Genomic DNA, 13677 nt, shown 5'->3' on the forward strand with positions numbered 1-13677 from the left:
CAATCAGCTCCCTGGCTCCGGCGTCGGCAGCACGTCCCGCGCCACCCGCAGCACCGCCTGCAACGCCGCCGAAGGGTTGCCGCTGCGCCAGCCGAGCGCGATCGGCAGGACCGGCGCCTCTCCCCCGGCCAGCGGCCTGAACACCACATGTTCCAGGTGGATGTCGCGCGCCGACTCGACGACGACCGCGACGCCGACGCCCGCGCCGACGAGCGCCAGCATGGTGTACGCGTCCGGGGCCTCCTGCGCGATCCGGGGCGCGAACCCGGCGTCGTGGCACGCCTGCGTCATGGCGTCCCGCACCGCGGACTCGCGGGAGAGCGGGAAGGTGACGACGGGTTCGTCGGCGAGCGCGCGCACGGGGATCTCGGCGTGGTCCGCGAGCGGGTGGCTGTCGGGCAGGGCGAGGACGAGGCGCTCCATGCGGACGACGCGGGCGGTGATGCCGCGCCGCACCGGCAGTGCCACGAAGCCGATGTCGAGGGTGCCGTCGGTGATCCGGCGCAGCGCCTCGCCGCTGTAGGTCTGCCCCTCCAGCACCAGCTCGATGCCGGGCAGTCGGGAGGTGACGGCGCGGGTGAGCAGGGGCAGCGCCGCGTAGCTGCTGGCCCCGGCGAAGCCGACCGATACCCGGCCGACCTCGCCCAGGTGCGCGGCCCGCACCGTCCGGTGCACGGCGGCGGCGTCCGCGAGCAGTTTCCGGGCCGGCTCGACGAGCGCCTGCCCCGCGGAAGTGAGGCGGACGGTGCGGGTGGTGCGGTCGAAGAGCTTCACGCCCAGATCGCGTTCGAGCAGCTTGATCTGCTGGCTGAGCGGCGACTGGGCGATGTGCAGGCGCTCGGCGGCGCGGCCGAAGTGCAGCTCCTCGGCGACGGCCACGAATCCGGTGAGGTGTTTCAGCTCCACGGGGCGACCCTACGGGCCGGGCGCTCGCAGCCCCCTTTACCTGGCGTTTGCCCCTTCGCACGAAGCTTGCTATACAGAAATCAAGCCCTCATCAAGGGCTCGCGGACGAGGGAGCAGTACCCGCTGAGCGACAAGACTGCCTTGGAAGGTGAGTCCGTCGTGCCGTGGGTTGTTCTGATTCTCTCCGGGGTCCTCGAGGCGGTGTGGGCCTCCGCGCTGGGCGCGTCCCACGGCCTGAAGCGCCCCGTCCCCACCGTGATCTTCATCGTCGCCCTGACCGGCTCCATGGCAGGCCTGGCCCATGCCATGCACGAGCTGCCGACCGGCACCTCGTACGCCGTGTGGGTCGGCATCGGCGCCGTACTGACCGCCCTGTACGCGATCGTGCGCGGCCAGGAGAAGGCGACACCCGCGAAGAGCCTGCTGCTGGTCGGCCTGATCGGCTGCGTCGTGGGCCTGAAGGCGGTGAGCTGACCATGGCATGGGGAATCCTCGTCCTCAGCGGCGTCTTCGAGGCCGTCTGGGCCACCGCGCTCGGGCACTCCAAGAACTTCTCCGAAACCGGCCCGACGATCATCTTCGTCGTCGGACTGATCATCTCGATGTCCGGCCTCGCCTACGCGATGAAGAAGATCCCGATCAGCGTCGCCTACGCGGTGTGGATCGGCATCGGGGCCGCACTGACCGTGACCTACGCGATGGTGACGGGCGACGAGGCGGCCAAGCCGCTGAAGGTCGTCTTCCTCGCCGGGATCATCCTCTGCGTGGTCGGCCTGAAGTTCGTGAAGACCGTTCCGGGCAAGAACGCCCACCCGGAGCTGTCATCGGCCGACGACGTCAGTCACGGGGCAGACCAAGAATCCGCTCCGCCACGACGTTGAGCTGCACCTGAGTCGTCCCGCCCGCGATCGTCAGGCAGCGGGACAGCAGAAAGCCGTGGAGGGCCCGCTCTCCTGGGCCCTCGCGCAACGCGCCTGCCGGGCCCAGGAGTTCGAGGGCGAGTTCCGCGACCTTCTGCTGGTGCGGGGTCTGCACCAGCTTCCTGACCGAGGCGCCCGCTCCCGGTTCCGCGCCCGCGACCTGGAGCATGGTCGTACGCAGGCCGATACAGCCGAGCGCGTGCGCCTCCGCGGCGAGCGCGCCGATCCTCGCCCGGTACGCGCCGTCCAGGTCACCGGACCGCGCGAGCAGCGCCTCCAGACCCGTGTCGAACGTCAACTGGTCGGCCATGTGCACCCGTTCATTGCCGAGCGTGTGCCGGGCGACCCGCCAGCCGTCGTCGACCTCACCGACCACGGCGTCCGCCGGCAGCACGACGTCATCGAAGTACACCTCGTTGAAGAGGGAGTCCCCGGTGATCTCGCGCAACGGCCGGATGTCGATGCCGTCGGTGTTCTTCATGTCGAGGACGAAGTAGGTGAGGCCCTTGTGCTTGGGCGCGTCCGGGTCGGTCCGGGCGAGCAGGATGCCGTGGTCCGCCCACTGCGCGGCGCTCGTCCACACCTTCTGCCCGTTGATCCGCCACCGCCCGTCGGGCATCCGCTCCGCCCGCGTACGCAGCGAGGCGAGGTCGGATCCGGCCCCCGGCTCCGAGAACAGCTGGCACCACAGCGTCTCGCCGCGCAGGGTCGCCGGGAGATGGCGGTCGCGCTGCTCCTGGGTGCCGTAGGAGATGAGGGAGGGCACGACCCACGTGGCGATGCCGAGGTCGCTGAGCTTCACCCCGGCCGCCTTCAACTCCTGCTGCACGGCGAGCTGTTGGACGGGCCCGGCGCCGAGCCCGTACGGGGGCGGAAGGTGCGGCGCCGCGTAGCCGGTGGGTGCGAGGGCACGGCGTGCGGCCTTCGGGTCGAGTCCTCGCGCCCCCTCGATGACGCTTCGGGCCGCGTCCCGGTGCGCGTCCGCCTCGGCGGGCAGCTCGAATCGCAGCTCGCGACGCACGCCGGATTCGGCGAGCCGTACGGCGCGCAGCCGGTGCGCGTCCCCCGCGCCGAGCAGTTGGCGGGCGACGACGGCTCGGCGCAGATAGAGGTGGGCGTCGTGCTCCCAGGTGAAACCGATGCCGCCGAGGACCTGGATGCAGTCCTTGGCGCAGGTGTACGCGGCGTCGAGCGCGGTTCCCGCGGCGAGCGCGGCGACGAGCCCGCGCACATCGCCGGGGCTGTCGTCCTCCAGGGCCCGCGCGGCGTCCCACGTGAGCGCGGCGGCCTGTTCCACCCGCACCAGCATGTCGGCGCACAGGTGCTTGACGCCCTGGAACTGCCCGATGGGCCGCCCGAACTGCTCGCGCACCTTGGCGTGTTCAGCCGCGGCGTGCAGCGCCCAGGCCGCGGTGCCGCAGGCGTCGGCGGCGAGCAGTACGCAGGCGAGGTCGCGTACGACGGTGGCGCCGAGGCTCGTCAGGATCCGGTCGGTGGGGACGGCCACTCCGCTCGCCGTGACCTCCGCGGTGGGCCGGGTGGGGTCCCCGCTCTCGTGCGCGCGGACGGTGAGCCCGGGGCTCTCGGCGTCGACGGCGAACCACACCACGCCCTCGGCGCTCTCCGCCGCGAGTACCAGCAGATCGGCGTCGGCGCCGGTGAGGACGGGCGGCGCTGCCCCGTCGAGCACGAGTCCGTCGGGGCCCGCGACGGCGCTGAGCCCGCCGGGCCCGAACGCGACCGCGCCGATCCGCTCCCCTTCGGCGAGGGCACGGGTGAGCTCGCGCCGTCCGGCCCTGCGCAGCACTTCGGCGGCGAGCACGCTGCCGGCGAACGGCCCGGGCAGCGCCGCGCGCCCCGCCTCTTCCACGACCACCGCGAGATCGAGGAGGGTCCCGCCCCCGCCGCCGTACGACTCGGGGAGGTGCACCCCGAGGAGGCCCTGCCCGGCGAGACCGTCCCAGTGGGAGGGGCGGTGGCCGGGGGCGGCCGGGGCGTCGAGCAGCTTGCGCACCTCGTCGGGCGGTACGGCGCGCGCGATCCAACCGCGCACGGCGTCCGCGAGTTCCCGCTGTTCCTGCGTGATGGCGATGCCCATGCGGCGCACGGTAGAACACGTTCCAGTAGACCGGAAGACCAAATCTGACACTGGGTCAGGAACTTCGGAGACGACCGTTCACCGAGCGGTGACGTAATGAAGAGGTAAAGGATCCCGCTCGTACGACGAACGTCGGAATAGTCGCCCCAGCCAACCGGTTCGACATACACACAACCTGCCGCAAGACCGCCCGCACACCACCGCATACCGACCGCACAGCGCGCGCCCCGACCCCGGCGGCGCGCGTTCGCCGTCCCAAGAGTCACGTCTCAGTACGTGGACCGAGACCGCCTTCCGGAGGCCTTCCTTCATGTCCCAGCCGACGACTCAAGCCCGCCCTTCAGGCGGCGTCGTCCCCGTCCTCGCCTTCGCCGGCATCACCGTGGCGGTCATGCAGACGCTGCTCGTGCCGGTGATCAAGGACCTGCCCGAGCTGCTGAACACCGCCCCCTCCAACGCGACCTGGGTCATGACCTCGACCCTTCTCGCGGGCGCCGTCGCGACCCCCATCATGGGCCGCCTCGGTGACCTGGCCGGCAAGCGCCGGATGCTGCTCACCAGCCTCGCCATCATGGTGCTCGGCTCCCTGGTCTGCGGCTTCACGGACAACCTGCTCGTCATGATCGTGGGCCGCGCGCTGCAGGGCTTCGCCATGGGCGCCATTCCGCTCGGCATCGGCCTGATGCGCGACATGCTGCCGCGCGAGAAGCTCGGCTCGGCGATGGCCCTGATGTCCTCGTCCATCGGCGTCGGCGGCGGACTCGCCCTCCCGGTGGCGGCGCTCGTCGCCCAGCACGCCGACTGGCACGCGCTGTTCTTCGGCGCGGCGGGTCTCGGCGTCGTCGCGATCGCCCTCACCCTCTTCTTCGTCCCGGAGAGCCCGCTGCGCGCGCAGGGCTCCTTCGACATCGTGGGCGCCTTCGGCCTCACCCTCGGCCTGATCCTCTTCCTCCTGCCCATCACCAAGGGCAGCGACTGGGGCTGGAGTTCGGGCACGACGCTCGGCCTGTTCGCCGCCGCGCTCGTCGTCCTCCTCGCCTGGGGCGCGATGGAACTGCGCCTGAAGGCCCCGCTGGTCGACCTGCGCACGACGGCCCGCCGTGAGGTCCTGCTCACGAACCTCGCCTCGATCATGGTCGGCGTCGCCTTCTACGCGATCTCGCTCGTCCTCCCCCAGCTGCTCCAGCTGCCGTCCGCCACGGGCTACGGCCTCGGCCAGTCGATGGTCGTCGCGGGCCTGTGCGTCGCGCCGCTCGGCCTGACGATGATGCTGATGGCGCCCCTCTACGCCCGGCTGTCCGCCCAGTTCGGCCCGAAGGTCACCCTGCTGCTCGGCCTGCTGATCATCGCGATCGGCTACGGCGCGGGCCTCGGCCTGATGAGCGCCGCCTGGCAGACCATCATCATCTCGGTCCTGATCGGCGCGGGCATCGGCCTCGCCTACTCCTCGCTGCCGGCCCTGATCATCGGCGCGGTGGACGCGTCCGAGACGGGTGCGGCCACCGGCCTCAACACCCTGATGCGCTCCATCGGTACGTCGGTGTCCTCCGCGGTCATCGGCATGGTCCTGGCCAACACGGCGAACCAGGTGCACGGCGCCGCCGTCCCGACGATGCACGGCTTCCGCGTCTCCTTCCTCATCGCCACGGCCGCGGTCGCGGTCGGCGTGCTGCTCGCGTTCGGCCTGCCGGGCCGCAAGAAGCCCACGGTCCAGCTCCGCGCCAGCAGCGAGGAGGACACGGTCCTGGAACGCGTGGAGGAGGCCCTCGCCGCCCGGTTCCACGGCCGCGTCCTCGACCCGGCGGGCCTTCCCGTGCCCCGCGCCAAGGTCACCCTGATCGACCGCCGCGGCCGCCAGGCGGGCTCGGCCCTCACGGACACGGAGGGCGGCTACGCCCTCGACGTCCCGGCGGGCGGCTCCTACGTCCTCGCGACCACCGCCTCCGGCCACGCCCCGCGCGCCTCGGCCGCCACCCACCACGGCGAGAACCGTCCGGTGCGGGTGGACCTGGCGCTGGAGGCGCTGGCGGAGTCGGTGCGGTAGGCGGGGCGCCGGGCCGACGGGCAGCTTCGGCGGAGGGCGCGTCACGCGGGTGCGTGGCGCGCCCTCTTCGCGTGGCACTCGAACCAGACGGTCTTCCCGCCCCGGGGCGCCCGGTGCGGCACCACGCCCCACCGGTCGACCACGGCCGCCACGATGGCAAGACCCCGGCCCGACTCGGCGCATTCACGGCGGTCCCGCGGTTCGGGCAGCACGGGGTGGGCGTCTGCCACCTCGACCCGCACCCCGGCGTCCGCCCGCATCATCCGCACGGTGCAGCTCCGTCCCGGCACATGGCGGACGACGTTGGCGATCAGCTCGGTCAGCGCGAGTTCGGCGTCGTCGGCGAGCTCCCCCAGCTCCCACACCTCGAGGTGGATCCGCAGGATGCGGCGCAGGTGCCGGGCGCTGTGCTCACCCACGGTGAGGCCGAAACCGTAGAACTCGGCAAGTCCCGCGTCCGGGGCGTCAGTTGCGTGATTCATGTCACCAGCGTGGGACGGTTCGATTACTCTCGGCTACGTCGTGATCGAAACGCCGCGAGGCGTTGCACGTCTGGGGTGACCGCCCGTGCCGAACATCCGCCGTGACCTCGACCCCGGCGCCTCGCCGCTCGACTACTACGGGTTCGAACTGCGTCGCCGAAGAGAGGACGCGGGCCTGAAGCTGGGCCAGTTGGGCGACTGCGTCTTCTGTACGGGGTCGTTGATCGGCCAGATCGAGTGCGCCAAGAAGGTGCCGACGCGTGACTTCAGCGAGCGGGTGGACGCGGCGCTGGGCACGGACGGCTTCTTCTCGGGCCTGGTGGGCCTGGTCCTGCGAAGCCAACTTCCGACCTGGTTTCAGGCGTACGCCGAGATGGAGGCGCGGGCCACGTACATCTCCACGTTCCAGTGCCAGCTGGTGTATGGGCTGTTGCAGACGGAGGAGTACGCGCGGGCCGTCTTGGCCACGGGGCGGCCCGCCAAGCTTGACGAGTTGCTCGCGGCGCGAATGGAGCGCCAGCGCATCCTGCGGCGCGAGCAGCCGCCGCTGGGCCTGGTGATCCTCGACGAGGCGGTGCTGCACCGCCCGGTGGGCGGCAGGGCGGCGATGCGAAAACAACTGCACCATCTGTTGGACGTCCAGCGTGAACGGTTGGCGCAGCTCCAGGTGTTGCCGTTCCGGGTTGGCGAACACGCAAGCCTGGCGGGATCGTTCACGTTGCTCCGATTCGACGAGGACCCCGACCTCGTCTACACCGAGGATTTCGTGCAGGGGCACATGACCGCCAACCCGGAAACCATTCGGGAAGCGACCCTTCGTTACGCTAGCTTGCAGGCCACCGCCCTCTCCGTGGAGGAATCGGCGGCACTGATCAAGCTCGTACTGGAGGACCGTTATGGGCAGCACCCGGGACCTGGCCAACGCCCAGTGGCGTAAGTCCAGTTACAGCGGCAACACGGGGGGCGAGTGCATCGAGTGCGCCCCTCTGGACGGCGCCGTCTGGCGCAAGTCCAGCTACAGCGGCACCACTGGCGACTGCCTGGAGTGCGCCACCGGCACCGGAACCGTCGCCATCCGCGACTCCAAGGACCCGGACCTCAACCACCTCCGGATCACGCCAAGCGCATTCCGCGCCTTCGTGGCGGGCGTCGTCGGCGGACGGGTCTAGCGGAAACTCGGGGGACACGCCGGAGGCACCCCGCTAATCTCACCGCCCATGAGCTGGCTGCCGCACGACTTCGTCCACCCCACCCACACACCCGTTCCCGGAACCGCCCTCCACCTGCGGCCGATCCGGGAAGCGGACGCCGCGATCGACTACCCCGCCGTGATGGGCTCGCGCGAGCGCCTGTGGGAGATCTTCGGCCCGGCGTGGGGCTGGCCCGCGGAGACCATGACGTACGAGGCGGACCGCGTCGACCTGCTGCGGCACGAGAAGGAGATCGCGGCCCACCAGTCGTTCAACTACGCCCTGCTGAACGCGGAGGAGACCGCACTCCTCGGCTGCGTCTACATCGACCCGCCCGAGCGCACCGGCGCCGACGGGGAGATCTCGTGGTGGGTGGTCGACGACCTCGCCGGGGGCGCCGAGGAGCGGGCGCTCGACGCGTTCGTGCCGGAGTGGATCGCCGCCGAGTGGCCGTTCCGCCAGCCGCGCCTCATCGGCCGCGACATCAGCTGGCAGGAGTGGCTGAAGCTGCCGGAAGTCCCGTAGGAGCCGTCAGCACCCCACGTCGAACCGCGCCTCCACACCCAGAAGTTCGGACACGTCGGAGCCCGCCGCCAGCTCCTGCGGCTCCGCACCCCGCCGGAACAGCCGCGCCTGGTGCGCGCCCGCCACCGACGCCCGGTCCCCGGAAACCCGCAGCCACGAGCCCTCCCGCAGGCCGAGCACCGGCACGTCGTTCTCCTCCAGGAACTCGGTGAGGCGCTGCTCGCGGGTCTCGCCCTTGTGGGTGGAGGACGGGTCCGGGTCCAGGTAGTGCGGGTTGATCTGGAACGGGACCAGGCCCAGCGTCTCGAAGGACGGCGGCTGCACGATCGGCATGTCGTTGGTCGTACGGAGGGTGGGCGCGGCCATGTTGGTGCCGGCGCTGGCGCCCATGTACGGCAGGCCCGCACGGACCGCCCCCGTCACGGCCTCCCGCAGGCCCGTGCGGTACAGCGCGCTCAGCAGCCGGAACGAGTTGCCGCCGCCGATGAACACCGCGTCCCCCGCGGCGAGTTGGGCGAGCGGATCGCCGCCCTCGTGCACGCCCCGCACCTCGATCCCCGCCCCCTCCAGCGCACCGCGCACCTTCGCCGTGTACGCGTCGTGGTCGGCGAGCGCGTACGGCACGAACGCGAGGCGGGCCCGCGCCGGCAGGAAGCCGGTGACGGTGTCCAGCGCGTGCTCCAGGTAACCCTGGCCGTGCTGGGTGGAGTTGGAGAGCAGCAGAAGGTTCACGACGGGGTCGCTCCGATCAACGTAATCAACAGGCTGTGCACAAAGGTCAGTTGGTGGCCGCGCGGGTGCGGCGCGCGGGCTGCGGCGGGTGCGTCAGGCGCCGCTCCAGGAGGTGGGCGGCCTTGCGCAGGGCGTCGAGACGGTCGCCGGGACCGTCGGGGAAGCGCTCCTTCGCGGCGCCGAGACTGAGGCTCCCGTAGGGCTCGCGACCGAGGAAGACGGGCACGGCGACCGTACCGATCCCGGCGTCGTACTCGCCGACCGTCCACGCGTACCCCTGGGCGCGGACCGCGAGGAACTCGCGCTCCAGCTCGTCCGCGTCGGTCACCGTGCGCTCGGTGAAGCGGGCCATGGGGCGGCCGCGGAACAGCCGGTGGCGCTGCTCGTCGGGCAGGAACGCGTAGTACGACTTGCTCGTCGCGCCCGCGTGCGCCGGGTACAGCTCGCCCACCAACGGGTAGTAGCGCAGGGGCCCTTCCTCGCCCTCGACCGCCGCGACGCAGCGCATGTGGAAGCTGTCGGGCAGACAGAACAGGACCGTGTCACCGGTCGCCGCCCGCAACTCCTCCAGGACCGGACCCGCCAGCAGCTCAAGGGATCCCGAGCGCTCCCACAGCCTGCCCAGCCTGAGTACGGCGGGCCCGATCCGATAGCGCCGGGTCACAGGGTCCGAGACGAGGAAGCCGCGCCCGGCCAGGGTCGAGAGCAGCCGCTGCGCGACCGACGTGTCCCAGCCGAACTCGGTGGCGACCTCCGTCACTCCCCAGTCCGGCCGCGTCCGCTCGAACGCGAGCAGCACGAGGAGGGCCCGGTCGACGGTCTGTAGCGCGCCGGCCGGGGTCTTCCGGTCGAGCGGGATCTCCGGCACGCCATCTCACCATCCAGACCTGTATTGCAAATAACGGGAAATGCTTGCCGACAACGCTATCCGATCCCGAATCTGCTGTCAGTACCGGTGTAAATCGCGACCGGGCACGGAGCAGCGAGAGGGACCCCGCATGTTGAAGTACGTCCTCGATGTCGTCGATCTGCTGGACGACCCCGACGCCGACGGCAAGCGCGCCGTCGCGTATCTCGACTCTGTCGCGGGCCCGGAGGGCTCCGGAGCCGAGGTGACCACGGTCGACGGCGAGCGCGGGTCCACCGACTTCGTGCTCGCCCGGATCCCCGGCGCGAAGGGCCGCAGCCGCGGCGGCAGCGCCCGCACGCTCGGCGTCGTCGGCCGCCTCGGCGGGGTCGGCGCCCGGCCCGAGATGACCGGGCTCGTCTCCGACGCGGACGGCGCCGCCGCCGCGCTCGCCACGGCCGCCAAGCTCCTCGACATGCGCCGACGCGGCGACGTGCTCGACGGTGACGTGGTCGTCGCCACGCACATCTGCCCGGACGCCCCGACCGCGCCGCACGACCCGGTGCCGTTCATGGATTCGCCGGTCGACATCGCGACGATGAACCGGCACGAGGTGACGGACGACATGGAGGCCGTGCTCTCCATCGACACCACCAAGGGCAACCGCATCATCAACCACAAGGGCCTCGCCCTGTCCCCCACCGTCAAGGAGGGGTGGGTGCTGCGGGTCAGCGAGGAGCTGGGCGAGCTGCTCGCCGTCGTCACCGGTGAGCCGTTGGTCACGTACCCCGTGACCACGCAGGACATCACGCCGTACGGTAACGGGGCACATCACATCAATTCGATCCTTCAGCCGGCCACGGCGACCGCCGCCCCGGTCGTCGGCCTCGCGGTCACCTCGGCCTCGGCGGTCCCCGGCTGCCAGACCGGCGCCAGCCACGAGACCGACATCGCGGCCGCCGCCCGGTTCGCCGTCGAGACCGCGAAGGCCTTCGGCGGCGGTCGCCTCGACTTCCACGACGCCGAGGAGTTCGACGCCCTCGTGAGCCGCTACGGCTCGCTCGCCCACCTGCAGACCCTCGGCAACGCACCTACGGAGTCGTGACGCCATGGCCACCACCACGAAGAGCGTGGGCAGCGACGACTACGCGCTGTCCAGAGTTCCGAAGGACAAGCGGCTCGGCTTCTGGACGATGCTGCTCCAGTGGCTCGCCCAGTCCGGCTCCATCTCGCAGTTCACCCTGGGCGCCACCATCGGCGTCGGCATGACCTTCGGCGACGCCTTCCTCGCCTTCACGCTCGGCGCGGTCATCCTCGAAGTCGTGATCTTCCTGATCGGCATGGCAGGCATGCGCGAGGGTCTCGCGACGCCGCTGCTGACCCGCTGGGCCGGCTTCGGCCGCAACGGCTCCGCCCTCGTCAGCTTCATCATCGCGATCAGCCTCGTCGGCTGGTTCGGCGTCCAGAACACGATCTTCGGCGACAGCGTCTCGTCGCTCGTCGGCGGCCCGTCGTGGCTGTGGTGCATCGTCGCGGGTCTGGCCATCACGGTCCTGGTGATGTTCGGCTTCCGCTACATGGCGATCTTCGCGAAGATCGTCACGCCCCTCTTCTTCGCGATGGTCGCCTGGTCCGTCATCGACGCGCTCTCCGACCACTCCATCGCAGACCTGCTCAGCTCCCCGCCGCCCGGCCAGGCCATCCCGCTCTCGGTCGCCGCGACCGCCATCGCGGGCGGCTACATGACCGGCGCGATCGTCGCGCCCGAGATGACCCGCTACAACAAGAAGGGCAGCCACGTCTTCCTGCAGACGGCGTCCTCGATGATCCTCTCCGAGTACATCGTGGGCCTGACGGGCGTGCTCCTCGGCCACATGGTCAGGAGCGACCAGGTCTCGCAGATCGTGCTCTCCACGTCCGGCGTCTTCGGCGTCCTCGTCGTCCTGATGTCGACCGCGAAGATCAACGACTGGAACCTGTACGGCTCCTCGCTCGGCGTCGTCAACTTCTTCCAGGTCGTCTTCAAGAAGCGCCTGCACCGCGGCGCCGTCACCATCGGCCTCGGCATCGCGGGCACCGCCCTCTCCGCGGTCGGCATCATGACCCACTTCACGGAGTTCCTCTCCGTGCTCGGCGTGGCCATCCCGCCCATCGGAGGCATCGTGGTCGCCGAGTACTGGGTGGTCCGCAAGATGCGCAAGCCACTCGACGAGACGCGCGAGGCGGGCACCCTGCCCACCACGTCCCCGACCTGGGTCCCCCTGTCCCTCGTGATCTGGGCCGCCGCCTTCTGCGTCGGCAAGTTCTACGACGGCGGCATCCCGGCCCTGAACTCCCTGGCCACCGCGTTCGTCCTCTACACCGTCCTCGGGCTGCTCGGCTGGATCAGGACGTACGGCACCACGACCCTGACCGACGACGAGGACACGCTCCCCGCCCAGGCCAACCACACCCCCGTAGGAGCGGCATGACCACCCCAGCCACCCTCGCCTCCGAGGACGCACAGCGCGAAGTCGTCGAACTCTGCGCCGAGTTGATCCGCTTCGACACCTCCAACCCGACGAGCGACGAACAGGCCTGCGCCCGCTGGGTCGAGGACAAGCTGGCCGAGGTCGGCATCAAGTCCGAGTTCGTGGAGAGCGCGCCGGGCCGGGCGAGCGTCATCGCCCGCATCGAGGGCACGGACCGCACCCGGGGCGCCCTCCTCGTCCACGGCCACCTGGACGTGGTCCCGGCGGACGCGACCGAATGGCAGGTGCCTCCCTTCTCCGGCGAGATCCGCGACGGCTACCTGTGGGGCCGCGGCGCGATCGACATGAAGGACACGGTGGCCGTCATGCTGGCCACCGCCCGCCACTTCGCACGTACGGGCACCAAGCCGTCCCGCGACCTGGTCCTCGCGTTCCTCGCGGACGAGGAGGCGGGCGGCAAGTTCGGCGCGCACTGGCTGGTCGAGCACCGCCCGGACCTCTTCGAGGGCGTGACGGAGGCGATCGGCGAGGGCGGCGGATTCAGCTACGCCCTCGACGACACCCGCCGCCTCTACCCGATCGAGAACGCCCAGCGCGGCATGGCCTGGATGGAACTGACGGCGAACGGGCGGGCGGGCCACGGCTCCTCCCCCAACGACGAGAACGCGGTGACGGACCTCGCCGAGTCCCTCACCCGCATCGGCCGCCACACGTTCCCCATCCGCCTGATCGAGCCGGTCCGCGCCCTGCTCGCCGAGGCCGCCGCCCTCCAGGGCGTGGAGCTCGACTTCGAGGCCGAGGACCTGGACGCGGAGCTGGCCAAGCTCGGCCACGTCGCGGACTTCATGCAGGTGGTGCTCCGCAACTCGGCGAACCCCACCATGTTCACGGCCGGCTACCAGACCAACGTCATCCCCGGAAAGGCGACGGCCCGCGTCGACGGCCGCTTCCTGCCCGGCCACGAGCAGGAGCTGATCGACGCCATCGACGAGCTGCTCCTGCCGTCCGTCTCCCGCGAGTGGGTCAACCACGACATCGCGATGGAGACGACCTTCGACGGCCCACTGGTGGACGCCATGTGCGCCGCCGTACGCGCCGAGGACCCGGACGGCCACCCGGTCCCCTACTGCAACCCGGGCGGCACCGACGCGAAGGCCTTCACCCACCTCGGCATCCGCTGCTTCGGCTTCAAGGGCCTGAAGCTGCCCGCCGACCTGGACTACGGCCGCCTGTTCCACGGCGTGGACGAGCGGGTCCCGCTGGAGGGGCTGCGGTTCGGGGTGCGGGTGATGACGCGGCTCTGGCAGGGCTGCTGACGGCTCCCGCGGGGGACGGCCAGGGGACTGTGACGCGTAACTACGAGTGATTCGTAGTTACGCGTGCAAGTCCCCCGCCCCCCCCCCCAGGGCCGCCCCGCGCGCCGGGGGGGCGAGGGGGGGGGGGGGGGAGCACAACGCGCGGG

14 protein-coding genes and 1 riboswitch are annotated in these 13677 nt (G+C 71.1%); of the genes, 9 read left to right on the plus strand and 5 right to left on the minus strand.

The annotated features are described in order from the left end of the window. Positions 1-3 precede the first annotated feature (3 nt). Positions 4-906: a LysR substrate-binding domain-containing protein gene (locus ABT004_RS18790; protein WP_351337943.1), complete on the minus strand. Its 903-nt coding sequence runs from the start codon at positions 904-906 to the stop codon at positions 4-6. Between the two features lie 79 nt (positions 907-985). Beyond that, positions 986-1051: riboswitch (guanidine-III (ykkC-III) riboswitch) on the plus strand. A gap of 14 nt (positions 1052-1065) precedes the next feature. Between ABT004_RS18790 and ABT004_RS18795 the strand changes: the two genes are divergently transcribed. Continuing rightward, the gene (locus ABT004_RS18795; RefSeq protein ID WP_351337946.1) at positions 1066-1380 is read left to right on the plus strand and encodes a DMT family transporter; all 315 of its coding nucleotides are present in this window, start codon (positions 1066-1068) and stop codon (positions 1378-1380) included. 2 nt (positions 1381-1382) lie between these two features. Further along, complete coding sequence (locus ABT004_RS18800) at positions 1383-1787, plus strand: DMT family transporter (RefSeq protein ID WP_351337949.1); 405 nt, start codon at positions 1383-1385, stop codon at positions 1785-1787. On the opposite strand, the gene ABT004_RS18805 is transcribed toward ABT004_RS18800, so the two are convergent. After that, positions 1744-3924: an acyl-CoA dehydrogenase family protein gene (locus tag ABT004_RS18805; RefSeq protein WP_351337952.1), complete on the minus strand. Its 2181-nt coding sequence runs from the start codon at positions 3922-3924 to the stop codon at positions 1744-1746. The two genes, ABT004_RS18800 and ABT004_RS18805, sit on opposite strands and share 44 nt — an antisense overlap. Positions 3925-4234: 310 nt before the next feature. Between ABT004_RS18805 and ABT004_RS18810 the strand changes: the two genes are divergently transcribed. Then, complete coding sequence (locus tag ABT004_RS18810; RefSeq protein ID WP_351337954.1) at positions 4235-5968, plus strand: MFS transporter; 1734 nt, start codon at positions 4235-4237, stop codon at positions 5966-5968. A 41-nt stretch (positions 5969-6009) separates the two neighbouring features. On the opposite strand, the gene ABT004_RS18815 is transcribed toward ABT004_RS18810, so the two are convergent. Next, positions 6010-6450, minus strand: coding sequence for an ATP-binding protein (locus ABT004_RS18815; protein ID WP_351337957.1), 441 nt, complete (start codon positions 6448-6450; stop codon positions 6010-6012). An 85-nt stretch (positions 6451-6535) separates the two neighbouring features. Here ABT004_RS18815 and ABT004_RS18820 point away from each other — a divergent pair, with 85 nt between their 5' ends. The 3 genes from ABT004_RS18820 to ABT004_RS18830 are packed head-to-tail and all read left to right on the plus strand — an operon-like array spanning position 6536 to position 8165. Continuing rightward, positions 6536-7387: a helix-turn-helix domain-containing protein gene (locus ABT004_RS18820; RefSeq protein ID WP_351337960.1), complete on the plus strand. Its 852-nt coding sequence runs from the start codon at positions 6536-6538 to the stop codon at positions 7385-7387. After that, positions 7347-7619 (plus strand): DUF397 domain-containing protein, encoded by a 273-nt coding sequence (locus ABT004_RS18825; RefSeq protein ID WP_351337961.1) that lies wholly within the window; start codon positions 7347-7349, stop codon positions 7617-7619. Before ABT004_RS18820 ends, ABT004_RS18825 begins: the two co-directional genes overlap by 41 nt. Before the next feature lie 48 nt (positions 7620-7667). Further along, positions 7668-8165 carry a GNAT family N-acetyltransferase gene (locus ABT004_RS18830; protein WP_351337964.1) on the plus strand — a complete coding sequence of 166 codons (498 nt, stop codon included), beginning with the start codon at positions 7668-7670 and terminating at the stop codon, positions 8163-8165. A 6-nt stretch (positions 8166-8171) separates the two neighbouring features. On the opposite strand, the gene pepE is transcribed toward ABT004_RS18830, so the two are convergent. Together pepE and ABT004_RS18840 are read right to left on the minus strand one after the other, a co-directional pair. Then, entirely contained in the window at positions 8172-8897 is a 726-nt protein-coding gene (gene pepE, locus ABT004_RS18835; RefSeq protein ID WP_351337966.1) for a dipeptidase PepE, read from the minus strand. A gap of 46 nt (positions 8898-8943) precedes the next feature. Continuing rightward, positions 8944-9765, minus strand: a complete 822-nt coding sequence (locus tag ABT004_RS18840; protein ID WP_351337969.1) for an IclR family transcriptional regulator — start codon at positions 9763-9765, stop codon at positions 8944-8946. Between the two features lie 130 nt (positions 9766-9895). Here ABT004_RS18840 and ABT004_RS18845 point away from each other — a divergent pair, with 130 nt between their 5' ends. The 3 genes from ABT004_RS18845 to ABT004_RS18855 are packed head-to-tail and all read left to right on the plus strand — an operon-like array spanning position 9896 to position 13531. Continuing rightward, the gene (locus ABT004_RS18845; protein WP_351337972.1) at positions 9896-10849 is read left to right on the plus strand and encodes a DUF1177 domain-containing protein; all 954 of its coding nucleotides are present in this window, start codon (positions 9896-9898) and stop codon (positions 10847-10849) included. A 4-nt stretch (positions 10850-10853) separates the two neighbouring features. Beyond that, a complete protein-coding gene (locus ABT004_RS18850) occupies positions 10854-12215 on the plus strand; it encodes a cytosine permease (protein ID WP_351337975.1) in 1362 nt (453 codons plus the stop codon). Further along, positions 12212-13531 carry a M20/M25/M40 family metallo-hydrolase gene (locus ABT004_RS18855; RefSeq protein ID WP_351337978.1) on the plus strand — a complete coding sequence of 440 codons (1320 nt, stop codon included), beginning with the start codon at positions 12212-12214 and terminating at the stop codon, positions 13529-13531. The genes ABT004_RS18850 and ABT004_RS18855 overlap by 4 nt, the downstream gene beginning before the upstream one ends. The last annotated feature ends 146 nt before the right edge of the window (positions 13532-13677 follow it).

Origin of the sequence: Streptomyces sp. NPDC002790 (assembly GCF_040295505.1) — a bacterium.
GTDB lineage: Bacteria > Actinomycetota > Actinomycetes > Streptomycetales > Streptomycetaceae > Streptomyces.